Below are 26,074 nucleotides of genomic sequence, written 5' to 3'. Positions count from 1 at the left end.
TGCCCAGCCTGAGACAACCGCAGCCGTCACCTGTAGCTGGCGGCCGGGGGTCTACAGTTCGACGTCCAGCCAGGCGATGTCGTTCAGCTCGACGTCCAGTCCCCGGGCGCGGTGGCCGTTGTCCTTGAAGTAGTGCTCGCGCAGGCCTTCGGCGAGGATCCGCTCCTGCTGGGCCTGGGTCGCTCCGGCGTCGCGGGCCGCGTACAGCTTCTTGGCGATGTCGCCGGGCATCTTCTGGGTGATCGTGCGGGAGCGGGGGTCGTCGGTGGAGCCGCCGGCCGCGCTGTAGCCGAAGGTGCCGCTGATGTGGAGCATGAAGCCGTTCTTCTCCGCGTCGCGGCGTACCCGCCGGCGGACCTTGGGCTGCCACTTCGCGCAGACGACCTGCTCCACCTTCTTCTCGTTGGCCTTGGTCATCACGGGCTGCTCGCCCTCCTTCAGCGCCCGGGCCCAGCGCTGGGCGGTGCGCACCGAGATGCCGGCGGCCTTGGCCAGGGCCTTGGTGTCCTCCTTGGCGACCTTCTCCCACAGGAACTTCACCCGGGTGCTCAGGTGCACCGGGATCGGGCGGGTGCGCTCCGCGCGCTCCAGGCCCTCGTCGATCTCCCCCATCAGACTGCTCCTTCCTGACGCCCCCAGGGCGCGGCTTTCGCTTGGGTACGGGCGGACGGGTACCGGCGGGCCGGTGTGCGGCTACTCGTCGGCGGAGACGATGCCGCCGGTCTTGATGTGCCGGGCCGGGTTGGCCTGGTCGGCGATCAGCTCGGTGATCTCGCTCATCGGCCTGCTGCCCTCGAACTTGACCATCCCCGGGCTGACACCCAGGCGCAGCGAGGTGGTGAGGGTGTGGTCGGGGCGGGTGAGGATGTCGAGGGCGCTGGGGCCGGGGGCGGCGAAGACGGCGCAGTCGGAGAGGACGGCGAGGGTGTGGAGGCCGGTGTCGGCGGCCATTTTGCGGAGTTTGCGGTGGAGGTTGACGGTGGCGGTGTCGATGACGAGGGCGCGCATGAGCGGGTCCCAGGTCGGTCGGTCGAGGGCGGCCCAGCGCTCGCCGGGCTTGTAGCCGTGGCCGCGGGGGCGTTCGCGCATTTTGCCGATGGTGCCCTTGGCGGTCTGCTTGATGGCGGTCAGTACCGCGACCTCGGCCGGGTCACCCTGCTTGATGGCGGCCATGGCGTCGAGGAAGGCGAGCGGGTCGGTGTCGGCGAGGGTGAGCGGGACGCCGAGGGCGGCCATGGTGTCGACGTAGGCCTGGCGCAGGCGCTTGTGCCACGGGTCGAGGTAGGGGCCGCTCTCGTGGCGCAGCCACCCTTCGGTGGGCTGGACCTTGGCGCCGAGCTCCATCGCGTAGGCGACCTTCGCCGTGGAGTACCAAGCCGGCCCGGTCGGGCGGGAGCCGTCGGCGGTGAACGGCGAGGGGAGCAGCGGGTTCGTCTCTACGCCGGACAGGTCCACCAGCCAGGAGCCGGGTGTCTTGGGGTCGAAGGCCGGGTTCAGCTCGTGGACCGGCCCCGACAGTGGCAGGACCAGGCGTCCGGCCGCGGCGAGGAAGGCCATGTTGACGTCGAGGCCGACCGCGAACGGCGCGGCCTTCTCCGCGTCGGTCGGCTCGCGGTGCCAGTCCCACGCCTCGGTGACCAGCTCGCCGCCCTCCTCGCGGTCCTGGGCGAGCGGGTGGACGTCCGGGACCTCCGGCGGCGCCGGATCGAACCCGTCCTTCGGGCGGGAGCCCTCCACCCGGCCTGACGTCCAACCCGTGTCGGTGCGCACCGCGCGGGTCGGCGGGCGCAGCGCGGTGACCAGTTCCAGGCCGCTCACGGCGGTGGAGCCGCGCGGGGTGAGGACCCGGATGGCGTAGGTGCCGAGCAGGCGGGCCAGGTCGGCGGCGCCGAGGTCGTCGGGGATGGTCCAGCCGCCGGAGGCGAGGGCGCCCCAGGCCGGGATGGACAACTGCACGCACTGGCGGCGGCCGTCCTCCGGGGTGCGGTAGATCCGCGCCCACGGGCCGAGGCCTCGCTGGGTGAGCAGCCAGCCGGCCTTCTCGATCTGCTTGACGGCCTTGTGGGTCTTCGGCAGCCGGCCGAGACGCTGGACGAACTCAGTCTTCTCGTCCCGCCCGAGCGGGGGCAGGCCGAGCTCCGCGAGGGCGGCGTCGGTGAGGACGACGAGGGCGTCGCCGTCCTTTCCGTGCCGGTGCAGCCGCGGCGAGCCGAACCTCTGCTCCAGCGCCCACTCCACCACCGCCGCCAAGGTACGGCCGGCCGGAGCGGTGGGTGCCTGGGTGCCGTCGGCGAGGTAGGCGACGAACGACTTGCCGTCCGGGGCAACGTCGAGCACCGCGAGCGGACCTGCCGGGAACCGCGCCGCCGCAGCCGCCTCCCAGTCCGACGGACCCTCAGCCGCCGCAGCCGTCTTCGCCGGAGCCTTACGCGCCCGCGACGAAACGACCGGACGCGACGACGCGGTACGGCGGGGCGCAGCGGCCGGGCCGGTCGCAGGGGCGGTACGGCGGGGAGCGGCCACCGGCGCCCCCACGGCGGCGGCAGGGGCTGCCGCCGGGGCCGCGGGCACGGCGACAGGCGCGGGCTGCATGGCGGCAGGGGCGGCGGCGGGGCGGCAGAACCCGCCCAGGTGCATCGGATGGCCCTGCGCACGGTAGACCGACGGCTGCCCGCACTGTACGCACGGCGCGGGCGCGGCCATCAGCAGCGAGCCGTCCGGGTTCTGGTCCAGCATCACCAGCTGCGCTGTGGGGGCCGGCGGCTCGGACACCGGGGCGGTGGCCGTCTTCGACACCGGCGCTGCCGGAGCGGCAACGGCTACCGGAGCCGGTGTCTCCCGCGTAGTGTCGGCCGGTGCCGGGGCCTCGGCCGTATCCGGAAGGGGCGCGGCTTTGCGGGCGGCTCGCACGAGGCCGGCGGCCTGGGCGCGGTGCAGCCACTCGGTGGGCTCCACCGTGCCGTGCTGGAGCGCCAGCGTCGCCAGGAAGGCGATGTAGACCTCGCGTTTGGGCGGGCGCGGGTCGGTCGTCCCGGCCTCCCATCGCACGATCGTCTCCCGGCGGGTCTTCAGCGCCTTCGCCAGGTCCTCCTGGGTGTACTCGGCGGCCTTGCGCAGGCGCTCCCGCTCGGCGGGCACCGGCAGGTCGTCCGCTGGCCTGGGCCGCTCCAGCAGCGCGTCGATCGCCGCAAACAGGTCGTCACTCATGCAGCACCTCCCCTTCCATCCCCACCCTAGCGTGAAAGTAACTTTGAATCGCACATTTGAGTCGCGCCACCCGATCGGAAGCAGCACGGCACGGACTGCCCGCTGACGGGAGAGGTCTGGTCACCAGGACGCGAGAAGAGAAAGAGGAAGGAACTGCCTTCAGGACTTGCGGCTCTTCGAGAGGCTAGGGGTCATGGTTTCCGGGATCTTCCGTGTGTCTCCTCTCGCTGGGGAGACGACCTTCTCGCTTCTTGACCGGGTCGCTGCCCGCTACGGCCTCGACGAAGGGGCCCTGCTGACGACCTGGCAGTGGAAGGGCCAGCGCCCTCGGCATGAGAGCGGTGCGCAGCGGGCGGATGCCGAGGTGCTGCTGGACGCGGCCGGGCGGCGAGCGCTGGCCGGGTTGTGCGGGGTGTCGGAGGAGGTGTTGGGGCGGGCGCTGCCGTCATGGGGGCTGGGCGACGAGAAGCTGGCCGAGCAGGAGGGCGGGGGCGGCCCGCGGGCGGTGTGGCGGGTGGCCGGCGCGGCGGTGGGGCCGGCGGCGTTCGGATGCCGGTCGTGCGCGGCGCGGCGGACCGGGGCGCCAGTGCGGGTGGTGCGGTACGCGCCCCGCTGGGAGCGGGTGTGCGCGCGGCACGGCCGGTGGCTGCTGGACGCGGACGCCGACCACGGCCTGGAGTTTCTGGATGTGCGCGGCCTGCCGGAGATCGCCGAGGCGCAGCGGCAATGGGTGGGAGTGGTCCGCCGGGCGCAGCGTGGCGGGGTGGAGGCGGCGGCGGTGTTCGCGGTGGCGCGGGCGGTGGTGTGCCAGTGGTGGGATCTCGCGTTGGGGTGGGAGCAGGAGCGGATCTGGCCGGCCCGGCTGCACCTCCTGGCCGGCGGGGATGCGGGGCCCGAGTTCTGGTGGTGGCGGGCGGTGGCCCGGGAGGCGGCGACGTTCCCCGAGGTCGTCGCGGTCGCCGGGGCGCTGGTGGACCCGGTGGCGGCGGAGCTGGTGTGGACCGACAGCGGCGGCGAGCGGATCCGTCCCTTCCCGCCCGACGGGGCGCTGTGCCGGGAGCTCGGCCGCAGGCTCGGGCGCCCGTGGCTGGGCGAGGTCGGCGCGGTCCCCGACAGCAGCGCGCTCACCGCCTGGTGGGGAGCACTCGTGCGCCGGCGCCGTGGCGCCGGCCAGAGCGGTGAGCGGTTCCTGGACCCGTGGTGGGTCAAACGCGAGGACCAACCGGTCTCCGTGGCGGCGCAGCTGCGGAAGCTAACCCAGCGGGCCGAGGGCACCATCAGCTGGCGTGCCGCCGTCCCCCGCCCTGAACGCACCTGGATCAAGGACGGGCTCCGCGACGCCACCGGCCTCCTGGCGCAGCTGGACCTCGACGACACCGCACCACTCGCCGCAACCACCCAACAGCTGCTGGACACTCTCGACAGGGCCATCGGCACCCTGACCAAGGCCGGCATCGGCATCGCCAGCGCGGCGCAGAGCGCGGGCATCCCCCTCGCCCAGCTCAGCACCTGGACGCACATCCCCGCAGAGGACCTCCGACAGGACATCGACGACCACCGCGACGACCTCGAGGAGCAGTACGGGTGACGACGCCGTTAGCACGGCGGTGGGGCTCTGTGGGCCGCTTCTGTGCGGACGTCGCTCGGACGGGTGCCCTGGTGGCTGTATCGGCCTATCTGCTGGATTCTCACGTACTTGACTGGCCGCCATGGCGGACATGAGCGTGGCTGTACCGGATGTGCCCGAGGAGGGCTTCGAGGCGGTTTTCGCCGTTGCTGGGGGTCTTGAGCAGGAGCGGTGGGAGCGGGCTGCGGCGCGGGTGCTGTTCGAGGAGTTGGGGCCGGTGTCGGCGTTCCCGGTCATTCCGGGCAAGCGGTGGGGGCCGGGGTGGTGGTGGTCGGCCACCACCGGAAGACATGTGGCACAAGGGTCCGCGGCCATGGTCGTGCAGTTGATGCTGCTGGACCGCGACCCGCACGTGGTCGCCATGGCCGGGCGCCCTGTGCGGGTGCTGTGGCGCGATGCGCAGGAGCGGGGTGTGGTGCGGTCGTGGGTACCGCAGTTGTTCGCACGGTACGCGGACGGGACGGGGTTGCTGGCCGACTGCCCGGGCACTCCTGGTGCGGGCGGGGTTGCGGCGCAGCGGGCGGCCGCGGCGGTGAGTGAGGCGTGTGCGCGGGTCGGATGGGTGTACCGGCGGCTGCGGGCGCCGGATCCGGTGGTGGTGGGCAACGTGCGGTGGCTGGCCGGATACCGGCATCCGCGTTTTCGCGGCGCGCTGGAGGTGGAGGCGGCGGTGATGGAGGCGTTCGCTGATCCGCGGCCGTTGGTGGAGGGGGTGCGGGCGGTGGGCAATCCGTTGGTGGTGCTGCCGGTGGTCTATCACGCGCTGTGGGCCCGCCGGTTGCGGGCGCCGCTGGATCGTCCCCTGCACGGCGGAGTGCTCGTCAGCCCGGGGCTGGCCTGGGCTGGGCCCGTCGCGGGTGAGGGCGCGGGGGCGGGGCGGTGAGCCGCGCTGCGGGAAACCGGCCGGTGCTGGCGGTGGGCGTTCACGTGGTCTTCGAGGGCCGGACCTGGCAGGTCGTCGGATTGCAGGGGCAACAGGTGCGGTTGCTCGATGAGCAGGGGACGGCGGTGACGCTGCTGGCGGCCTACCTGTTCGCGGCCGGCGACTTCGCGCTGGCCGGCGCTGCCGCGGCGGCGCCGGTGCCGCAGTGGGGGATGTTCGCAACGGTGCCGCTGCGTGAGCAAGAGCGGGCCCTGGCCTGGCAGCGGCACATCCGCGAAGTGGAGACGGGGCTGCCGGACGCGGCGGCAGACGGCGGGCGGGCGCCGCGGGCGGAGTACGATCCGGCCACCCGCACCCTGGCCCAGCGCGAGCTGGCCAAGGCGCAGGAGCTGACCGCGCTGGGCTTCGGCAGTGTCGCGCGCACGACCGTGCAGCGTATGCGCCTGGAGTACCGCAAGCAGGGTCTGTGGGGTCTGGTCGACCACCGCACCACCCGCACCCACAGTCCCACCGGGCGCACGGACGAGCGGGTGGTGGTGGCGGTCCTGGAGGCGATGCGGCGCCAGCGCGGCAGGTCCAAGGGCACCGTCAAGGGCCTGCGGCAACTGACCGCGCAGGTGCTGGAGGAGCGTCACGGCCCTGGCGTCGTCAAGGTTCCCGCTCAGGCGACGTTCTACCGCCTGGCGGCCGTCCTGGCCGACCCCGCCGAGCGGCCCGGGAGCCCGGCCCGCACCGCCAGTAAGCCGGCCCGCCCCTACCGTCCGACCCGGGTGCTGCGGCCCGGCGAGCAGGTCATGCTCGACACCACCCGCCTCGACATCTTCGCGGTGTTCGACAACGGCACCACCGGCCGCCCGGAACTGACGATCGCCCTGGATGTCGCGTCCCGCTCGATCCTGGCAACCGTTCTGCGCCCGGCCGCCACCAAGGCGGTGGACGCAGCCCTGCTGCTGGCCGAGATGGCCACCCCGCACCCCGTACGGCCCACCTGGCCGCAGGTCCTGGAGATGTCGCGGGCACCGGTCCCGTACGACCTGCTGGTGGACGCCGACGACCGTCTGCGGGGTATGGCCGCCCGGCCGGTGGCCGTACCCGAGACGGTGGTCGTCGACCGCGGACGGGTATTCGTCTCCGAGGCGTTCCTGGCCGCCGCCGAAACCCTGGGCATCAGCGTGCAGCCCGCTCCCCCGCGCCAGCCGGCCGCCAAGGGGCCAGTGGAGCGCACGTTCGGCTCCATCAACAGCCTGTTCTGCCAGCACGTCGCCGGCCACACCGGCTCCAACCCCGTCCGGCGCGGACCCCGCGCAGAGACCGAAGCCCTGTGGACCGTGGCGCAGCTGCAGGACCTCCTGGACCAGTGGATCACCACCGAGTGGCAGAACCGGCCCCACGAGGGACTGCGCCACCCGTCGATGCCCGCCGTCGCGCTGTCCCCCAACGAGATGTGGGGCGCGCTGCTCGGCATCTGCGGCCACCTCCCCCTCCCGCTGAGCAGGGCCGACTACGTCGAGCTGCTGCCGGTGTGCTGGAAGCCGATCACCGAGCGCGGGATCCGCATCGACCACCGCACCTACGACCACCACGCCCTCAACCCGCACCGCGGCCAGCCCTCCGGCATCGCCGCGCAGCGGGGCCGCTGGGAGGTCCACCACAACCCGCACGACCAGCGCCAGGTCTGGGTCCGCCTGCCCGACGGGCAGTTCACCGCCGTGCCATGGATCCACGCCGAGTACATCGACCAGCCGTTGGCCGACGACCTGTGGCAGCATCTGAAGACAGTCGTGGAGCGCCGAGGCAGCCGCGAGCAGCACGAAGCCGACCTCGCCCAGGCCCTCGACGACCTCCTGTTCAAGGTCCGTACCGGCCAGGCCAGCGCCCGCGAACGGCACCTCACCGCCCGCCAAGCCCCCACCTCGCTCCCCCACGACCTGACCCCCGGCCCGGGCCAAGGCATGGCCCAGGGCCAGGTTCACCCCCGGCCGACCGCCGACGGCGGCGGGGCCGCTGGTCCCGGCGGACAGCACGACGAACCGGGCCAGATCCGGCGGCCCGCCGCCGGTGACGAGCTCGCCGGGCCGCCACACCCGGGCACCGGCGCGCAGCACGGCGACGCCGACCTGGTCCAGCGGTCCGCTCCCGACGCTGGGTCTGCAGGGTCGGCACATGCGGAACCCGGTCGGCCCGGCAACGTCGGCCAGGCCCCGAAGCTGCCCACCGAGGCGCAGGCCGGCCCCGCGCAGCCGCACACCGTGCCCTCGCAGAGCTCACGCGAAGCCGGCAGCGAGGCCACAGGGGCTGGTTGGCCGGGCGAGGACAGCCTGGACGATATGAGCGCCGACGAGGACGACGGCGAGGACCTGGACGGCCAGGGCGCCTGGCCCGAAGAGGAAGCAGGGGCCGCCTTCGCCCTGTACGACGCCCGTAAGGAGGCCGAATTGTGGTGACCCACGATCCCGCTCACGACCCGGATCCGGGACAGGACGCGTCCCCCACCACGTGGGAGCTGTTCCGCCGCTTCGCCGACGACCCGCCCCCGGTGCCGCCCGGGCCCGGGGATGCGCCGCGCACCGCGGAGCAGCGCCTGGCCTACCACTCCCGCTTCGTGACGGTTCGCACCCCCGCCGTCGTCAAGACGCTGCTGGAGGTGCGGACCCTGATGGCGCTGGGGCGCCACCAGCGGGCCACCGCCAGGCCCTCGCTGATCGTCACCGGCCCGCCCACCACGGGCAAGACCACCACGCTGCTGGAGGTCGGCCGCACCTGCCACCTGGCCGAGCAGGCCCGAGGCGGCCCTGGGGCGGCCCAGGTCCCCGTCGCCTACCTGCTGGTGCCGCCCGGGGCCACCGCCAAAGCCCTCGCGCTGGAGTTCGCCCGCTACCTCGGCATCCCCGTCTCCGCCCGCATGACCCAGGCCCAGATCGCCGCGTCCGTGTGCCACACCTACAACACCGTCGGCGTGCGGCTGGTGCTGATCGATGAGATCCACCGCCTCAACCCGCGCACCAGCACCGGGGCCGAGGCAGCCGACTTCCTCAAGGACTTGACCGAGCGGATCTCGGCGACGTTCGTGTACGCGGGCATCGACGTCACCACCACTGCGCTGTTCACCGGCACCGCCGGTGCCCAACTCGCCGGACGCGCCGGTCTGATCGACTGCGACCCCCTGCCCGCCACCACACGCACCAACACCGCCAGGAGCAGCCAGAGCGCTAACGGGAGCGGCAGCACCGGGAGCGGTGAAGGGAACAGCAGCGAGAGCATTGGGAGCAGCAGGGCCAACGCGGGTGGTGGAAGCGGTACGGGGAGCGCGAGCAGCGGTGGCGTGGTGGTCACCCGGCCGTTCCGTGAGACCGTCGCCGCGATGGAGAACGCCCTCGACCTGCAGCGCCACCGCGCCGGAAGCCTCGTGCGCCTGGCCCCCTACCTCCACCAGCGCACCGCGGGCCGCATCGGCAGCCTCTCCCGTCTCCTGCGGCGCGCTGCGATCACCGCCATCCTCGACGGAAGCGAGAAGATCACCCGCTCCGCTCTGGATGCCATCGCCCTGGACCACCTCGCCGAAGAGCACTACCGGCCCCGTTCCCCCGGCCGCAAGGCACCCGGCGCCGGTCGGCCCGCCCGCACGGCCTCATGAGCGTCCGTCGCACGACCGGCGCCATCGCCGGCACACCGCCTTGGCCAGGCACGGAGCTCCTGGCCTGTGAGGCCGCGCCCGCACGCCCCGACCGCACCGCAGCCGCAGACCCCCGGCCAGGAACGCTTGGAGTTCGTGAACCCGCCGCGGCCGCGGACTCCCGACCGGCAGAGACAGCCTCCCAATCGGGAGAAGGCCCGGTGTTCGTGTCGGGGCCGAGCAGCGGGTTCCACGTGCCGGCGGCCGGGGCGCTGCGGGTGAGGCCGATACCGCATGAGGCCACCGCCTCCTACCTGAACCGTCTCGCCCACGCCTACCAGAGCACCACCGCCGACCTCCTGGACGCCCTCGGCATCACCACCACCCGCGCCCACACCGCTGGCGGAGGTACCGCCACCGCGGAGCTCCACCTCGACGCCGAGGCCCGGCAGCGCCTGGCCACCCTCGCCCGCACCCGGCCCGGCGACCTCTCCCGGGCCCTACCGAACCTGGCCCGCGATCCCGCGGCACCGCCCCGCTCCCCCGAAGGCGGCATCATGCCTCACGAGACGTCAGATCCCGGCGCGGTTGCCACTGCCGCCTGGCAGCCACGGGAGAGCGGCGAACAGCCCGTGCGGGCATGCCCGGCCTGCACCCTGCGCCACACCCGGGGAGCCACCGACCGGGCCCACGTCCACCCGCCCCCGCACCAGGCGCTGTGCCCGCGCCACCACCACTGGAGCCTGGATGACGACACCAGCCTGACCACCGCCGCGCTGCCCGAACTCCACCAGGCTCAGCGCCACCACCAGCGCCTGACCCGTCACCCGGGCGCCGCTCCAGCGCTCAGCTGGGCCGGCGCCATCACCACCCGCTGGTACGACCAGCAGACCCACCTCGCCACCCGCTGGCAACGCCGGCTCCACCACCTCGCCGACACCAACCCCCACGCCACACCGGCCACCATGTCCTGGGCCCTGTACGCGCGCGAGCTCGTCACCTACCCCGAAACCATCACCCTCGCCCGCACACTCGCCACCACCCACCTGCCCAAGCAGCCACGACAAGGACCCGCACCCCAAGCCCACCCCGCCATCACCGCGTTCCTACGCCACACCGCCCACCAACTCCACCTGGAACGCCTCGCACCCCCACCCGGCGACCTCCTGTGGACCTGGATCCACCACACCCGCACCAGCTGAAGCCCGGCACCCCGGCACCTAACGGGCTACCGGTAGACCAGCGACCAGCCCCGGAACACCTCAGACAACCACCGATTCCCGAGATGTCACCGATACCCGCAGACCAGAACCCCGGACAACAGTCACACCCAACAGAAACAATCAAGGAACCGTGAGGCAACGCCCCGTCACACCCTGACCATGTCCCCACTCCAACCACAACACCCCACATCACAGCCACGACCCACAACCAATATGGCGACACGTCACAGGGAGGGTCGGCTTTCGGGGCCGGGGCGCAGCCCGGGGGCGTGCCTCCATACGGAAGCTTCGCCGTCTTCGAACGTGCTGGTCAGTGGGTCTGACGTGACGTTGGTTGGCCGTGCTCGTGCTGGTGACGGCCGGGAGCCTGTGGTGTTGATCGTCTGACGGGGCGGGGCCGGGGGGCGGGTTCTCTGATTCCTCCGCTCCACCTTCCTCGTGCCGCTTACCATCTGGTTCATGGTGGCGTCCGAGATGGCGGATCGGATCGCCGCGCGACGCGCGGAACTGGACGAACTGGAAGACCAGCTGGTCGAGCAGTTTGATCAGGTGCGGGCCGAGCGGAGCGAGCTTGCCGTCGACGAGCGGGTCTGGGAGCGCATGGTCGAGCAACGCGCCGCGGAACGGGACGCGGCATCCCCGGTGGCGGTGCAGGTCGCGGGGTAGGCGGTGCTGCTGGTCCCGCACCGCGGGCCCGGCATGGACGTGGACACGCTGCCGCCGGACTACCAGCGGATCCTCGCGACGGTCTCTGCTGACTGGTGGCGGCGGGTGGCGGGAGACGCTCAGTTGGTGACGGCCAGTTGGGTTCCGGTGCTGGTGAGCGCGGCGGTGGCGGTCCACAGCGCGCGGGCGGTCTCCGGGTCCAGAGCCGCGCGGGAGGGCTTGCCCACCGCGGGGAAGCCCTTGATGCCGCCGACGCCGCTCGGGCCGACGTAGGAGCCCCCAGGGATGTCCTCGACGGCAGCGTAGAGGGTCGACAGTGCGCCGATCTCGGCGTCGTTGGTCATGAACCGCATGGTCCGGTTCATGACCCCGGGGAAGCCGCCGACGTGGGAGGTCAGGTTCGTGGCCGCGATGCCGGGATGTGCCAGCAGCGAGCGGACCCGACTGCCCGATGCGGCCAGCCGGCGGTCCAGTTCGATCGCGAAGACGGTCACGTCGAGCTTGGAGTCGCAGTACGCGCCGGTCGCGTTGTACCTACGCGTCTTCCAGTTCAGGTCGTCGGTGCGCACGTGCCCGCGGCGGTGCAGTTGGGAGGAGACCGTGACGACGCGGTCGGTGATGTGCGGCAGCAGCAGGTTCGTGAGGGCGAACGGGCCGAGGTAGTTGGTCGCCGCCTGGGACTCGAAGCCGTCGGCGGTGTAGGCCAGCGGGACCTGCATGATTCCGGCGTTGTTGACCAGGATGTCGATGTCACCGGTCCACGCGTCGGCGAACGCCCGCACCGAGTCCAGGCTCGACACGTCCAGCTGCCGCACCTGCGTTTCGCCGGCCATGGTGCGGGCGACCTTCGCACCCTTGCCGGTGTCGCGCACCGCGAGCACCACGCGCGCACCCGCCGCGGCCAGTTCGCGGGCCGTGATCAGGCCGATGCCTCCCGACGCACCGGTGACCACGGCCGTGCGCCCGGCCAGATCGGGGAGTTCTGCGGCGGTCCATTTCGTCATGCCATTTCCTGTCGGTCCGGGCGCGCCCGAAGCTGACGCGACTGTCGGATCGGCCGCATCTGCGGCCGTCGCCACCACTGCACCCGAAATCCCCCGGCGTAACAAGGAACCGCCTATCCATGGATCGCCGAGCCGTGGATAGCCGGTTCCTTGATGGGTGTTTCGCCGCGTGTGAGCCTGGCCGAGGCGGATGGCCCCTGTGGATCGCGCAGATTGCGTGCCGAGCCGTCCGGCCGGAGAGGTGACCGGTGATGCAATACCTTGAGGCCGAGGAGCGCTTCGAGATCTTCGTGCCGCACGCCTTCGGCGAGCACACCGCCGACCTCGGCGAGGTGCGGATGAACTACAGCGTCGTCGGCGGTCCTCGCCGGCCCGCGCTGCTGCTGATCCCGAGCCAGTCCGAGTCGTGGTGGGGTTACGAGCGGGCGATGCCGCCGCTCGCGGAGCACTTCCAGGTCTACGCGGTGGACCTGCGCGGCCAGGGGCGTTCTAACGTGGACTCCGGGCCGGTACACCCTGGACAACTTCGGCAACGACCTGGTCCGGTTCATCGACCTCGTCATCGGGCGGCCGATCGTCGTCGCCGGGAACTCGTCCGGCGGCGTCATCGCGGCCTGGCTGTCGGCGTTCGCCAAGCCCGGCCAGATCCTGGCGTCTCTCTGGGAGGATGCACCGCTGTTCGCGTCGGAGGAGAGCACCTCCTGCGGGCTTCCCATCCGCCAGAACATGGGCCCGGCGTTGCAGCTGTGGAGCAAGGGGCTCGGCGACCAGTGGTATCGGGGACTGGTCGGGCATGCAGAAGGCGGTCTTCGCCGAGCTGCCCGCCTGGATGCCGCAGGCCCTGATGGTGATGGCTCCGCCCATCGACGGGGTCCCCTTCTCCGGTGGTCCGCCGCAGAACATCAGGGAATACGATCCGCAGTGGGCGCGGTCCTTCGTGACCGGCCGGGCGAGTGCGGCCTGCGACCATGTGACGATGCTGGAGAACGTCAAGGTGCCGGTGCTGTTCACGCATCACGTCCATTGGTACGACGAGAAGACCGGCGTGGCGGTCGGCGCGCTCTCCTACCTCCAGGTCCGGCGAGTCGAGGAGAGCGTCACCGCCGCGGGTCAGGGGTTCACCTACCGGTCCTTCCCGGACATGCCGCACATGATGCACCTGTACCAGCCCGAGCTGTACGCACACACGGTCGTCGAGTGGTTCTCGGCCCTGGGATGAGGAGACGCTGATGGACAGGGCCGGACTGGCGGACTTCCTGCGCAAGCGCCGCGAGATGCTGCAACCCGAGGACGTGGGCCTACCGCGCGGGTCGCGCCGGCGCACCGCCGGCCTGCGCCGCGAGGAGGTGGCGGCGCTCGCGGACATGTCCACTGACTACTACAGTCGGCTGGAACGGCAGCGCGGGCCCCAGCCGTCCGAGCAGATGCTGGCCATGATCGCCCGCGGCCTGCATCTGACCAGTGACGAGCGGGACCACCTGTTCTTGTTGGCGGGCCACAGCACCCCGCTGCGGGCGATGCGGGGCGACCACGTCAGCCCGGGCATGATGCGGATCCTGGACCGGCTGGACGACACCCCGGCCCAGGTCATGTCCGGGCTCGGGGAGACCCTGGTGCAGACCCGGCTCGCGGTCGCGCTGGTCGGCGACGAGACGCACTTCACCGGCCGGGCGCGCAGCATCGTCTACCGCTGGTACACCGACCCGGCCACACGGCTCCTCTACCCGCCGCAGGACCACGAGCTGCTCGGCCGCACCTTCACCTCGCAGCTGCGCGAGGCGGTCACCCGCGAGAGCGCAGGCTCACGCGCGGCCGACCTCGCCAACGCGCTGCTGGAGCGCAGCGCCGAGTTCGCAGCCTGCTGGAACGCCCACGAGGTCGGGCTGCGCCTGACCGAGCAGCGCAAGCGGCTGATCCACCCGGAGCTGGGCCCGATGGAGCTGTACTGCCAGGTCCTGCTGGACCCGGCCCAGTCGCAGTCCCTGCTGGTCTACACGGCCCCACCCGGTACCGAGAGCCATCAGAAGCTGCAACTGCTCGGCGTGATAGGTGCGCAGCGCTTCCAGACCGGCCCACCGCAGGCCGCTGACTGACTGTCGCCTGTGGCGGGCCGGGGGGCGGCCTGCTCGGTGCTGCTCGCGTGCATGCTGGTCGCGGGCGGGATCTGTGGCCCGATCGTCTGGCGGCGCGGGCCTGGGTGGGTTTCGCTGGTTCCCAGGCGGCGCGGGCCCGTTGAGGCCTACGATCCGCGCATGGTGGAGTCCAAGATCGTGGAACGGATCGCCGCGCGGCGCACGCCGCGCGGCGCACGCCGCGCGGCGCGCGGAACTGGACGAACTCGAAGAACAGGGGCTCCTGCTGCTGTGTGAGGAGGAGCTGACGCAGGTCGCGACGGCGTTCCAGGTGGTCGGTGAGTTACCGGCGCTGCCCGCTGCGGTGGTTGCGGACCCGGCCCGGCCGGTGGTGATCGCGCCCCCGCGCTCGGGGGGCGTCGCGGCGTGAGGCGGTTCGCCAGGCGGCGGAGCTCACCGAGGAGGTCCTGGTGGTGCTGGCCGGGGCGCGCGGGGCGGTGCGGTGCGGGCAGGTGGTGGGGTGGCTGGGCCTGGAGCCAAGTGCCCGCGATGTTGAGCGGGTGCGGCACCACCTCAAGCGGGCAGTGGCCGAGGGCCGCGCAGTTGCGACACCCGGGGAGCCTGTTCGCTCCGGTCAGGGCGGGGATGGTGGTGGCCTCGCGCGAGTGAACGCGCGGGTGAACTTCCGTAACGGCAAAGGGCCTTCATCTTGGGCAGGGTCGAAGTCGACCGGATCGCCTGCCGCGCCCCGAAAGCACCGAACCTGCATCCCGCCGACGCGGTCCTGGCCCTACCACATCGCCCTCGCAATGCGCGCTCAGTGTGCACGGACGTCGTCGGACACCTCCGGTCCAGAGGGTCGTCGGGTGGTTCGCACCCGTGCGGCGCGACACGAACTGCTGTAACATGTCATCCATACGACGACAAACACCCAGTCAGCGAAAGAGTGACGACATGGACATCCAGGACACCGGCACGGCCGGGGTTGGGCCGGCCTCGTTCCTGGCCGCCACCTTCGCGCTGGGCGTGATGGACGCCGCCGCCCGCACCGCCCGCCACGCACCTCCGGACGACGCGGGCCAGAGCGATCTGCGACAGGCCCTTTCCGCACTCTTGACGCTGCGCCACCTTCGCGAGGAACTCGCCGACTGGGAGACCGGCCTGATCGAGACCGCCCGCGATGCCGGCGCCACATGGGCCGACCTCGCCGAACCGCTGGGCGTCCAAAGCCGACAGGCCGCCGAACGCCGCTACCTGCGCCTGCGTCCCAACAGGGACGCCGGCACCGAGGCGGGCAGCACCGGCGAGCAGCGCGTCCAGGCCACGCGCGACCAGCGCGCCGCAGACCGGGCGGTGACCACCTGGGCCCGCGACAACGCCGCCGACCTGCGCCGCCTCGCCGGCCAGATCGGTGCCCTGGACGGCCTCAGCGCCCAAGCGGCCCCCGCCATAGATCGACTCCTGGACGCGCTCGGCCACCACGACCCGGCCCGCCTGCTCGCCCCGCTCGCCGAGACCCGGCCCCTGCTGGAGGCGGACCACCCGGCGATCGCCGGCCGCCTCGATCAGCTCACCGCCCGCGCCGACCAACTGCGCGCCGACAGCGACCGGCAGCGCCGCACATCCCCGGCAGGCCCGTGACCACCCCGGGTCGCGCCCCTGCCGGTCCGCGACCCGCACACGGTGGACCGGCTACCGCCGAGCGTCTGCCCGGTTATGCGGGGCGCGAGTTGACGTCCTGACGGCCCTCGGCGTGCAGACCGCCCGTATCTTCCGAACCGTGACGGCCCTGCCCGTCCCCGACCCCAGCCGACTCCCATGACTCCAGCCGACCTCCAGCAACTGCTCATCGAGCGTTCCCCGGGCACACCGGGCATCACCGGTGCCAGCAGGCGTGACGACGACAGCCCCTACGAACTGACCGTGACCCTGGAGGGCGGCGGACAGGTGTGGTGGACCATCACCGGCGCCAGCGGCCCCGCCCCCACCGTCACCACCGGCGACGGCGCCGAGGGCGTGGAGGTGCCGGACCTGACGGGCTCCTCGGTTGCAGTGGCCCTCGTCGAGCAGGCCCTGGTCGCCGCCGCCGCGGCCGACAACCCGGATGGCGGGATCGTGCGCGCCGACCGGTACAGCACGCGCTCGGACCCGCCCGCGGTCCGTTACGGCGCGACACTGGAGTGCCGCGACGGCTGGAAGCTCTTCCTGTCCTGCTACGGTACCGCCGGTCCCGGCCACACCCGCCCCGAGCAGCCCTACCAGCCCCTCAGCCACATCTGAACACCCCCGGGGCCGGCCACACAGCACACCGGCCGACCCCGGCGGCTCGACCCCATCCGAACCCCCGTTCCACCACTCGAAGGAGACGCCTCCCGTGGCAAGTCCGACCCAGACGCTGGAGTTCCAGGCGGAGACCCGTCAGCTGCTGCAGCTGGTGATCCACTCGATCTACTCGAACAAGGACATCTTCCTGCGCGAGCTGATCTCCAACGCATCCGACGCCCTCGACAAGCTCCGCCTGGAATCCCTCACCGACTCCACCCTTGAGACCTCCGACCCGCACATCATTCTGGAGGTCGACAGGGGCGCCCGCACCCTGACCGTGCGGGACAACGGCATCGGCATGACCCGCGACGACGTCGTCGACCTGATCGGCACCATCGCCAAGTCCGGCACCGCCGGCCTGCTGGCGAAGATCAAGGAGGCGAAGGACGCGGACGCGGCGCAGCACCTGATCGGGCAGTTCGGCGTCGGCTTCTACTCGGCGTTCATGGTTGCCGACAAGGTCACCCTCCACACCCGGCGGGCGGGCACCGAGCAAGGCACAGTGTGGGAGTCCGACGGCGAGGGCAGCTACACCATCACGGAGATCGACGGTCTGCCGGTCGGCACCTCGGTCACCCTGCACCTCAAGGCCGAGGACAGCGAGGACGGCCTGGGCGACTACCTGGCCCAGTGGAAGATCCGGCAGATCGTCAAGCAGTATTCGGACTTCATTCGCTGGCCCATCAGGATGGCCACCGAGCCCGTCAGTGCCACCACCGAGGGCGGTGCCGAGGCCGGCGCCGACGGGGAGGCTGCGGGCGAGCCGGAGACGCTGAACTCGATGAAGGCGCTGTGGGCCCGTCCTCGCAGCGAGGTGAGCGAGGCCGAGTACAGCGAGTTCTACCAGCAGATCAGCCATGACTGGCAGGACCCGGCCGAGACGATCCACATGCGCGCCGAGGGGACCTTCGAGTACGAGGCGCTGCTGTTCATCCCCGCCCATGCCCCGTTCGACCTGTTCTCCCGGGACACCAGGCGAGGCGTGCAGTTGTACGTCAAGCGGGTGTTCATCATGGACGACTGTGACGCGCTGATGCCGAACTACCTGCGGTTCGTCAAGGGCGTGGTGGACGCCCACGACCTGTCGCTGAACGTCTCCCGCGAGATCCTGCAGCACGACCACCAGATCACCGCCGTACGCCGGCGCCTCGTCAAGAAGGTCCTCGGCGCTCTCAAGGACATGCGAACCAAGAACAGCGAGACCTACGCGACGGTGTGGGAGCAGTTCGGCCGGGTCCTCAAGGAGGGCCTGATCGAGGACCGTGACAACACAGACGCGTTGTTGGAACTGGTCAGCGCCGCCTCGACCAATGATGCGGAGAAGCCGACCACGCTGCGCGAGTACGTGGAGCGGATGAAGGACGGCCAGGACACCATCTACTACCTGACCGGCGAGAACCGGGCGATGGTGGAGAACTCCCCTCACATGGAGGCCTTCACCGCCAAGGGCTACGAGGTCCTGATCCTCACCGACCCCGTCGACGAGGTCTGGACCGACCAGATCCCCGCCTTCGACGGTCACCGCTTCCAGTCCATCGCCAAGGGCCAGGTCGACCTCGACACCGCCGCCGACGGGGACGGCGGTGACGAGGCGAAGGCGGACAAGGCCCAGCGTGAGGAGGACTTCGCCGCCCTCCTCGCCTGGCTCCAGACCACGCTGACCGAGCACGTCAAGCAGGTCCGACTCTCCACCCGCCTGACCACCTCTGCGGCGTGTCTGGTCGGCGACGCCCACGACCTGACGCCCACCCTGGAGAAGATGTACCGGGCCATGGGCCAGGAGCTCCCCCAGGTCAAGCGCATCCTCGAACTCAACCCCACCCACCCCCTCATCGCTGCCCTGCACCAGGCCCACCAGACAGGAGCCGACAACGCGGCACTCGCCGAAATCGCCGAACTCGTCCACGGCAGCGCCCTGCTCGCCGAAGGCGGCGACCTGCCCGACCCGGCCCGCTTCACGCGCCTGCTGACCGAGCGCCTCACCCGCGCCCTGTAACCACCGCCGGGGTGCGGCCCGCCGTACGGCAACGAGCCCGGCCGGCCGCACCCCGCACCTCGCTCGGCCTCCCCGCCCGGCGCACGCCGCGGGGAAGGGCCTGGGGCGCTGCACACGAGTCGCATCGAACCGGGCGTCCCGCCGGAGCCGACCGTGGCCTGGCCGAAACGCCTGTGCAGCGGCCGGTTCGGCGCCCACGCCCCTGCGACACCACCCGCCATCAGCCGCTTCGGCAGCCAGAAACGGACCCCGGCCACCCCGACGGCCACCCGACCGGCCAAGGAGACAGAAGCGAGTACCAGTACCCCGACCGCAAGAACTGAGATCGCCGATGGTCCAGTTGCTGATGTCTTCGATGGCGATGCGGTACATGCCGCCGGTGTGGGGCAGCGCGAAGTCGCCCTGAAGGATCTTCGCCCGGTGGAGATGCAGGTGGGTCGGCTGTGCGGGCGGGCCGTCGACACGTCTTGATGGCCGGCGTCTTGTGAGTGGCGTAGTTGTCCAGGACCAGGTGCACCTCGACTTCGTCGAGGACTTCCTTGTGGTACCGGGACTGACCGTGCGCTACCAGCGGCGGACCCCGCTGCTGCAGCGCCTGGTCGAGGCCGTCGGCGTCGTGCGGGCGGGCCGGGGCGGGGCCCGGATGCTACGCATCCTCAACGTCGCGCTCTCGCGGTCCACCGTGCTCTCCCAGCTGATGCGGATGCCGCTGCCGGCATCGGTGACACCCCGTGCACTGGAGCATGGCGGTGGAGGCATCTGCCTATGCGGCGGGGGTTGCCTCGTCGACGGGCCTCAACTGCCTCGTCCACGGCGTCGGCCGTCCCGGGTCGCCTGCCGGCAGGACGCGGCCGACCTGGTCGAGCCCGCCGCCGCCCCGACCGGCGGCCTCCCCCCTCCCCCGGTGCCCTCCCGGACGCGATACTCGGCGATGAGCCTCGCTCAGCCCGCCATCAGCGCGGCGACCACCCGTGCCCGGGCCGGCGCGAGCTCGTTCTCTATCGCCGCCGCCTCCTGGTCGGTGAGGACTACGGTGGGTTCACCGGCCGGCCGGGTGCCGAGCAGTCGGAGCCGCAGGTGGGTCGGCGGGTGCGTGGCGTCCACCGCCTCGAACTCCCGAGCGGAGAGGCGAAGCCTGCGCTCGCGTTCGAGTGGCGGCACGTCGGCGATCTGTGCGGTGATCCGGGCCCAGAGGTCCACGTCCTCCCTCCGGCTGGCCGACCGTGCACCCCGGCCCTGCCTGGGCATGCTCCGGAAGCGCAGCAGGACCGTCTCCGCACTCTGCGGGTGGAGGAGCACCTCCAGCAGACCTCGGACGGCGGCGGCCGAGCCGACCTTGGCAGCGAGTGCGTCGGCCCGGTACTCGGCGCCCTGCCCGGAACGGACGGTAAGGCGGTCCAGGAGGACGAGCAGGGCTCGGACGACGCGATGGACCAGCCCGTGCACCATGCCGACGAGCACGTTAACAGTGCCGATCGTGAATCCGGCGCCGCTCCCCCCGTCCCCGTCCGGGCGGGTGAGGTGGTGCCACTCCACCAGAGCGGTCACCGCCGAGTGCAGCCAGAGGCCCCGGCGATGGTCGCCGTTGACGTCGTGTCCGAACTCGTGGCCCAGAAGCGCCACCCGCTCCTGCGGGCCGAGCGACACCCAGAGCGGCAGGCCGAGCACCAGCACGCTGCGCCGGCGCAGCCCGTATCGGCCGAACGAGGCGTTGAACTCGTCGGTCACCCGGATGTGGTCGACCGGCCGGGCCCCCACCGCCGAGCTGACACGGTCGGCCAGGGCGTAGAGCGCGGGGGCGTCGCAGCGGCGCAGGATCGTTTCGTCCCGGACGACCCGGCCGAGCCTGGGTCGCAGGCCGTAGGTCACAACCAGGCCCACCGCACCGAGGATGCGCATCGGCCACGCCCCGCCGCAGAGCAGCAGGACCGATCCCGCGAGCAGGCCAAAGGTGACCAGGTGCACCAGCCCGGCGATGGCGGCGGCCGCGAGCCACGTCCTGTCCCGTGTCGGCGCACTCCCGTCCGCTGTCGCCTCGTACAACGACTCGACCCGGACCCGGACGGCGCGCCTGCGGGCCTCCTCCCGCCGCGCACCGCGCTCGGCGTGGGCCCGGTCATCGGGGGTCCGGTGCGCCTCGGCCTCCGGTGCCGGGAGCAGGCCCCACTCGCAGGCCGGGCACCAGGTCGGGAAGCGTTCGTCGGTTTCCAGCGGGGCAGCGCAGTGCGGGCAGGCGCGCGGTGGGGCGATGTCGGGGGCGATCATCTGGTGATCATGCCAGACGGCCGGCGGGGCGCAGCCACGGCGTGAGGCACCAGGTCAGCAGGCATGAGCGGCCGGGTCCGCAGGCGTGGGTGACCAGGTCCGCAGGCGTGGCGTTCCCAACCCGTTGCCCCACGCCTGCGGACCCGGTGACCCGACGAGGGGGACCCGGATCGCGGCGCGTTCAGGGCCGACTTTGCGCGCGGGCGGAGGTGATACTGGAGCTCACCCACCACAGCTTCATCGCCTACACCCTGCCCACCACCGGCGAGGGACCCGTCCCGCTCAAGCCCGCAGCCTGCCGCAGGCTCCGGTGCCGCCGTTCCAGTCAACCGCGTGCCCGGCGCTGCGCGTGGCGGTGGGTCACCGTCTCGGGTGGGTATCTGCCCAGAGCGCCCGGTCGGTTCGCCCACCCGGCGTACCGTGGCGCTGGAGGTGGTGAGCAGATGACGATGGAACTTGTGGACAACGTACGGAAGTACCGGCGACGGGCCGGGATGAGTCAGGAGGAGCTTGCCCACGCGGCAGGTCTGTCCCCGGCGATCCCGTCTGTGCGAAGCCGACCGACGTCATACCCGTCGGCGTGTGGATGTCGGCCGTCGGAACCTACGACAACGGAGCCTTGGGGATGAGCGAGCACACGTTCGTGTGGAACCATGCGAAGGACGACAAGAAGCAACGCGTGGACCTGTGGGACGGAAACCCGTGAGGAGCGGTCATGAGTAGACCGTTGCAACGCATCCAAGACATTCTCGGTGAACCCGAGAGGGCGGTCGCTCCGCCTCCGTGGGACCGCTGTGCCGCTGAGACCGGGGTGGTACTGCCGCAGGACTACCGCGCCTTCGTCGATCGGTACGGTTCCGTCAGGATCTGCAATGACCTCCTGGTGTGGGTTCCGTCAGCCCAGTTCGATCCGCATGGCTTCGAGAAGTTCGTGCGGGCGAACCGGTTTGCCGAGGAGGACATCCTGCTCGCCTACGAGGACAGGGAGGAGGAGATCCCGTTCGAGATCCATCCCGCTCCCGGCGGCCTTCTCGCATGGGCGAACAACACCAAGGGCGATTACTGCTTCTGGCACACGGTCGGCACGGATCCCGACGCCTGGCCTGTGGTGGTCTGGATCCAGGACGACCTCAGATGGGATGTCGTCGACGTCACGGCCACGGAGCTCCTTGCGGATGTCGTTACGGGCTCCTACCACCTGGCGGACATCCTGTTGACCCGTGTCAAAGGTGCGCCTCTGTGGAAGCAGGACGGCGACTGGAACGGACGGTTCTGACCCGAATTCGCAGGTAGTGACCGGAGGCCCAGTCAGTTGATCTCTGCGCTGGCCGTCGGCGCGTGTCCGGCGTGCGTGGGCAGGCATGTGGCCCGGCTGTCGTGCCGGCTGGGCGGCTTTCCAGGGCTGGTGCGGGTGGTTCGGGCCGGGTCGGGGCGGTGTTCAGGCGACCAGGGGGTGCCGGTGGGCGCGTATCCGGGCCAGCGTGGTGGCGATCAACTCACAGACCGGTAAAACGGACGAGGCCCACCGGGTCTCTGGTCAGGCTGGGAAGCCGTGGGCGGCGATCCTGGACAACACCCGCATCCCCTGTGACCGGCGGTTGTTCATGACGGCCACCCCGCGCCCGTGGACGGTCAAGGAGCGGGACCGGGAGCCGGCGGCTTCGACGACGGGGCCGGCGGGGGTGTCGCGGACGGGGGGCGATGGCTCTCTACCGACAATTCGCGGGATATCGTCCGGGGCACGGGGGCCGGGGCCAGCCGCTGGCGGGCAGGGAGCAGCCGGGCCGCCCGGGAGGCACCGCGGCCCCCTGTCGCCGGGCCTGTCGCCGGGCCTGTCGCGGACCGGCCAGGCAAGGGGAATCCGGCCCTGGCGCTCACGTCACCTGACGCGACAACACCCCCAGCACGACAACCCCCACGACAGCACCCACCAAAGCCCGGGGGCGGGGCCCGGGACTCGCTTGATGGCCACGGGAAGGCCTCGTTGGCCAAACGGGACAGGGTAGTTGGCCAGCCTCCAGCACAGCCAGGCCGATAACATTAAGTAATCGACTGATTGCACATTGGATAGGGTGAGCCGTCGGCGTTCCCAAGAGATGGAGATACCCATGAAGGTGTACAAGGACGTTTTCAACGGTGACGACCTGCTGTCCGACTCGTTCCCGATCAAGGAGGACGGCGTCTGCTACGTGGTCGAGGGCAAGCACGTCACCCGTTCCGCCATCGGTACTGCGGACTTCGGTGGCGTGGACGAGGGGGAGGACGCCGGCGAGGCCGAGTCGGACACCGTCACGGTGCTCAACGTCGTCGACGCGCACGGCCTGGTCGAGACGATGTACGACAAGAAGAGCTACCTCAACCACATCAAGGCCTACCTGAAGAGGGTGGCGGCGAGCCTGCCCGCGGACAAGCGGGCCTCCTGGGACCAGCAGGCCCAGGAGTGGGCCAAGACGGTGCTGGCCGACCTCGACAGCTACCGGTTCTTCACCGGTGCAAGCACGGACCCCGAAGCCATGACCGTCCTCATGAAGACCGGCGAGGACGGCAAGACCCCGTTCCTCTACTACTTCCGGCAGGGGCTGCAGGCAGAGGTCCGCTGACGCCTCGCCGTACCGCCGCCTCGCCCCCGACGCACCGTTCGGCGGGCGAGGCCGGCCCCCACTGACGGGCCACTCGCTCTGGCCAACCAGCCTGCCCTGCCTGGCCAACCACGGAGTCCAGGCACACCGGCGCGAACTCCCCGTCCAGTAGTCCGCCGACCCGCTCAGCCAGGGCAGGCAGCGGCGGCGGCGGGCACCGGGACGAGCGGGACGGGCGGCCCAGGTTGACTACCCGGCACGAACTCCCCACCGGGTAGTCAACCTGGGCCGCCAGGCCAGGCCAGCCCCACAGCGGAGGGGCCGGACCCCAGCAGGCCCCAGCCGGGCCAGCCACCACCACCCTCAGCTCCGACCGGGTGACCTCCCAGCCTACGACTGCGTCGCACCGCCGGGACTGACACCCGGCCGGCCCCGGGGCGATGCGGCCGGGAAGCCGCCGCCCTACCCCGCGGCCGCCGGCTCCGGCATTGCCTCGGCAGCTTGGAACAGCGCCTCGTCGGTCGCGGCCCAGCAGCCCTCCGCCGGCGCCCGCACCGTCGTCGGATGGTGGCGCACCGCGACGATGGCGATGGCGCGCGCGGTGCGCAGCTCGGCGAGGCGCTCGCGCCGTTGGGGCTCCCGGCCGGCGCGGAGGGGCGCCTGCTTCCTGGTCCCCCTGCTCCCCCGGTCGGATCATCACCCTTGGCCACCCATCCGAGTGAACGTGCCGCACTGAACTGTTGGCAGGCAAACGATCGGTGCTAACACTTGCCTAGCGCTCGGGCCCGAGCCCGAAGGCACCTCACGGCCGTGCACACGAGATGCACGCCCACAGCAAGGACGGATTCCGCCCCCATGGCCATCGCACTCCGCAAGACGCTCACCGTCGCCGCACTGACCCTCACGGCCTCCTTCCTGCCGGCCACCGGGGCGGGGGCCGCGGACACCACTGCCCCGTCCCCGCGCACACCCGCCCTCTACTGCCTGGCCAACACCTGGGACACCCCCAAGGACTCCGTCAAGCCGTGCGACAGCGCCGACCGCGGCCAGCACTGGACCCTCTCGGGCCAGCAGATCTCCCTCACCAACGCGCGCGCCTACTGCCTCGCCAACACCTGGAACGTCCCGGACGTCTCCACCAAGCCGTGCGACCCCAAGGACCAGGGCCAGTACTGGACCGTGACGGGCCAGCAGATCTCTCTCACCTTCGCCCCGGCCTACTGCCTCGCCAACACCTGGAGCAAGCCGGACATCTCGGTCAAGCCGTGCGACGCCAAGGACCCGGGCCAGCACTGGGTGATCTTCAACGACCAGATCAGCCTCGCACTCGCCTGACCCCCTCCCCCACTGCCGTGCCCGGGCCACACCACAACAGCCCCGGGCACGGCGCCCCCAACAACCCGGCGCTCCCCTCCCCTCCCCTCCCCTCCCGTGCCGCAGGTCCTGAACCCGACCGGCCCGGAAACGGGGAGGGGAGGGGAGCGCTGTCCTGCCGGAGGTCCCGCTACCCAGCGTCGGCCAGCTGCCAGCCCATGCACGAAACCCATACCCGTACCGCCCGGCCACGACCATCGGTGCGGACCGGCAACCCCGCACCGACATCCACGACCACAGGATCTTCAACCCACGGGCCCCCAGGGCGGGTATCCGCCCCGTGGACGTCCTGGCACCGGCTCGGGCGGGTTCCAGATCGCCTGTCCGGACAGCGGTCCAACGGGGCTCTCCGGAGGCGATGACCGAAGTCACCAGCCTGGCCGTCCCCGTGGCTGTCCCCACCGCGTCTTCCTGCAAGTACGCGTGCTGACGGTTACTCCGGGACAGCCGTCTCGTTCTTCGCTTGTGCGGGGCCCCGTACACCGTTGGCGGAAGGTGGTCGTTGTGGTGCGGCAGGCGTGGAGAACAGCAGGAGTGGTGGTCGGGACGCTGGGGCTGGTCCTGGGTGTGTGTGTCGAGCCGGCCATGGCGGATGTGGAGCGGGGGCGCCCTGGGGACTGGCCCGTATCTCCCACACGGCGCACCTGAGCTTCAGCACGTTCAACAAGTACATCTACGACCCGGGCGCCGGTGAGGGGTCGACGTCTACGTGGTGGACAGCGGCATCAACACCACGCACGAGGACTTCGGCGGCCGGGCCCACTGGGGGGCAACCTGAGCGGCGACGGCAGGAACGAGGACTGCAACGGCAGCGGATCGCACATGGCCGGCACCGTCGCCGGAACCACGTACGGGGTGGCGAGGAAGGCGCACCTGATCGCGGTCAAGGTGGCCTCCTGCGGCGGCACGGTGAAGGCGGGCAACGTCGTGGCCGGCATCGACTGGGCGGCGCAGAGCGCACGGCAGTCCGGGCGGCCATCGGTTGCCCTTCTCGGCGTCGTCAGCACGAGCACCCCTCTGCGCTTTGCCGTCAACGCGGCCGTCGCCTCCGGGCTGCTCGTCGTCGACCCGGCCGGCAACGACGACGAGGACGCCTGCACCCTGGGCGCCGCCGAGAAGGCATTGACCCTCAACGACATCCCCCAGGCGACTCCGAACGAGCTGCTCTTCATCGACCCGCCCCGCTGACAGCAGGTCACTCAGGCCCACCTCAGACGTCGGCCCCGGAGGGAAAGGTCCC

The 26,074-nt window shown here is 71.6% G+C and carries 20 protein-coding genes; 15 read left to right on the top strand and 5 right to left on the bottom strand.

The window, feature by feature from the left end; genetic code table 11:
* Positions 1-51: 51 nt before the first annotated feature.
* Both OG823_RS34045 and OG823_RS34040 read right to left on the bottom strand, forming a co-directional pair.
* Positions 52-612: an XRE family transcriptional regulator gene (locus OG823_RS34045; RefSeq protein WP_371476387.1), complete on the bottom strand. Its 561-nt coding sequence runs from the start codon at positions 610-612 to the stop codon at positions 52-54.
* Between the two features lie 81 nt (positions 613-693).
* Positions 694-3,207, bottom strand: coding sequence for a helix-turn-helix transcriptional regulator (locus OG823_RS34040; RefSeq protein ID WP_371476389.1), 2,514 nt, complete (start codon positions 3,205-3,207; stop codon positions 694-696).
* Between the two features lie 214 nt (positions 3,208-3,421).
* Here OG823_RS34040 and OG823_RS34035 point away from each other — a divergent pair, with 214 nt between their 5' ends.
* From OG823_RS34035 to OG823_RS34010, 6 genes are all read left to right on the top strand, one after another.
* Positions 3,422-4,795 carry a DNA-binding protein gene (locus tag OG823_RS34035; RefSeq protein ID WP_371476390.1) on the top strand — a complete coding sequence of 458 codons (1,374 nt, stop codon included), beginning with the start codon at positions 3,422-3,424 and terminating at the stop codon, positions 4,793-4,795.
* Positions 4,796-4,916: 121 nt separating this feature from the next.
* Entirely contained in the window at positions 4,917-5,717 is an 801-nt protein-coding gene (locus tag OG823_RS34030) for a TnsA-like heteromeric transposase endonuclease subunit (protein ID WP_371476392.1), read from the top strand.
* Positions 5,714-8,161, top strand: coding sequence for a transposase (locus OG823_RS34025; protein ID WP_371476393.1), 2,448 nt, complete (start codon positions 5,714-5,716; stop codon positions 8,159-8,161). The genes OG823_RS34030 and OG823_RS34025 overlap by 4 nt, the downstream gene beginning before the upstream one ends.
* A complete protein-coding gene (locus tag OG823_RS34020) occupies positions 8,158-9,351 on the top strand; it encodes a TniB family NTP-binding protein (RefSeq protein ID WP_371476395.1) in 1,194 nt (397 codons plus the stop codon). The genes OG823_RS34025 and OG823_RS34020 overlap by 4 nt, the downstream gene beginning before the upstream one ends.
* Positions 9,352-9,551: 200 nt before the next feature.
* On the top strand, positions 9,552-10,532 hold the full coding sequence (locus OG823_RS34015; RefSeq protein ID WP_371476396.1) for a TniQ family protein: 981 nt from the start codon (positions 9,552-9,554) through the stop codon (positions 10,530-10,532).
* A 480-nt stretch (positions 10,533-11,012) separates the two neighbouring features.
* Positions 11,013-11,219 (top strand): hypothetical protein, encoded by a 207-nt coding sequence (locus tag OG823_RS34010; protein ID WP_371484247.1) that lies wholly within the window; start codon positions 11,013-11,015, stop codon positions 11,217-11,219.
* A gap of 119 nt (positions 11,220-11,338) precedes the next feature.
* Here OG823_RS34010 and OG823_RS34005 read toward each other — a convergent pair whose 3' ends face one another.
* Both OG823_RS34005 and OG823_RS34000 read right to left on the bottom strand, forming a co-directional pair.
* On the bottom strand, positions 11,339-12,223 hold the full coding sequence (locus OG823_RS34005; RefSeq protein WP_371484245.1) for an oxidoreductase: 885 nt from the start codon (positions 12,221-12,223) through the stop codon (positions 11,339-11,341).
* 113 nt (positions 12,224-12,336) lie between these two features.
* On the bottom strand, positions 12,337-12,858 hold the full coding sequence (locus tag OG823_RS34000) for a hypothetical protein (protein WP_371484243.1): 522 nt from the start codon (positions 12,856-12,858) through the stop codon (positions 12,337-12,339).
* Between the two features lie 158 nt (positions 12,859-13,016).
* On the opposite strand from OG823_RS34000, the gene OG823_RS33995 reads away from it, so the two are divergent.
* The 5 genes from OG823_RS33995 (at position 13,017) to htpG (ending at position 18,616) form a co-directional block, all read left to right on the top strand.
* On the top strand, positions 13,017-13,442 hold the full coding sequence (locus OG823_RS33995) for a hypothetical protein (protein WP_371484241.1): 426 nt from the start codon (positions 13,017-13,019) through the stop codon (positions 13,440-13,442).
* A gap of 10 nt (positions 13,443-13,452) precedes the next feature.
* Positions 13,453-14,316 (top strand): helix-turn-helix transcriptional regulator, encoded by an 864-nt coding sequence (locus OG823_RS33990; RefSeq protein ID WP_371484240.1) that lies wholly within the window; start codon positions 13,453-13,455, stop codon positions 14,314-14,316.
* A 933-nt stretch (positions 14,317-15,249) separates the two neighbouring features.
* Complete coding sequence (locus OG823_RS33985; RefSeq protein WP_371484239.1) at positions 15,250-15,936, top strand: type III effector protein; 687 nt, start codon at positions 15,250-15,252, stop codon at positions 15,934-15,936.
* A 177-nt stretch (positions 15,937-16,113) separates the two neighbouring features.
* Positions 16,114-16,575, top strand: a complete 462-nt coding sequence (locus tag OG823_RS33980) for a hypothetical protein (RefSeq protein ID WP_371484238.1) — start codon at positions 16,114-16,116, stop codon at positions 16,573-16,575.
* A gap of 94 nt (positions 16,576-16,669) precedes the next feature.
* Positions 16,670-18,616, top strand: a complete 1,947-nt coding sequence (gene htpG, locus OG823_RS33975) for a molecular chaperone HtpG (RefSeq protein ID WP_371484236.1) — start codon at positions 16,670-16,672, stop codon at positions 18,614-18,616.
* Positions 18,617-19,558: 942 nt separating this feature from the next.
* Here htpG and OG823_RS33970 read toward each other — a convergent pair.
* Entirely contained in the window at positions 19,559-20,881 is a 1,323-nt protein-coding gene (locus OG823_RS33970) for a M48 family metalloprotease (protein ID WP_371484235.1), read from the bottom strand.
* A 715-nt stretch (positions 20,882-21,596) separates the two neighbouring features.
* Here OG823_RS33970 and OG823_RS33965 point away from each other — a divergent pair.
* The 4 genes from OG823_RS33965 to OG823_RS33950 all read left to right on the top strand — a co-directional run bounded on the left by OG823_RS33965 (position 21,597) and on the right by OG823_RS33950 (position 26,022).
* A complete protein-coding gene (locus OG823_RS33965) occupies positions 21,597-22,157 on the top strand; it encodes an SMI1/KNR4 family protein (protein WP_371484233.1) in 561 nt (186 codons plus the stop codon).
* Between the two features lie 832 nt (positions 22,158-22,989).
* Positions 22,990-23,481 carry a translationally-controlled tumor protein gene (locus OG823_RS33960; RefSeq protein ID WP_371484231.1) on the top strand — a complete coding sequence of 164 codons (492 nt, stop codon included), beginning with the start codon at positions 22,990-22,992 and terminating at the stop codon, positions 23,479-23,481.
* Positions 23,482-24,315: 834 nt separating this feature from the next.
* Entirely contained in the window at positions 24,316-24,795 is a 480-nt protein-coding gene (locus tag OG823_RS33955) for a ricin-type beta-trefoil lectin domain protein (protein ID WP_371484229.1), read from the top strand.
* A 729-nt stretch (positions 24,796-25,524) separates the two neighbouring features.
* Complete coding sequence (locus OG823_RS33950) at positions 25,525-26,022, top strand: S8 family serine peptidase (RefSeq protein ID WP_371484228.1); 498 nt, start codon at positions 25,525-25,527, stop codon at positions 26,020-26,022.
* Positions 26,023-26,074: the final 52 nt, after the last annotated feature.

Origin of the sequence: Kitasatospora sp. NBC_00315 (assembly GCF_041435095.1) — a bacterium.
Classification (GTDB): Bacteria; Actinomycetota; Actinomycetes; order Streptomycetales; family Streptomycetaceae; genus Kitasatospora.
This window is presented reverse-complemented; position numbering and strand designations above follow the sequence as displayed.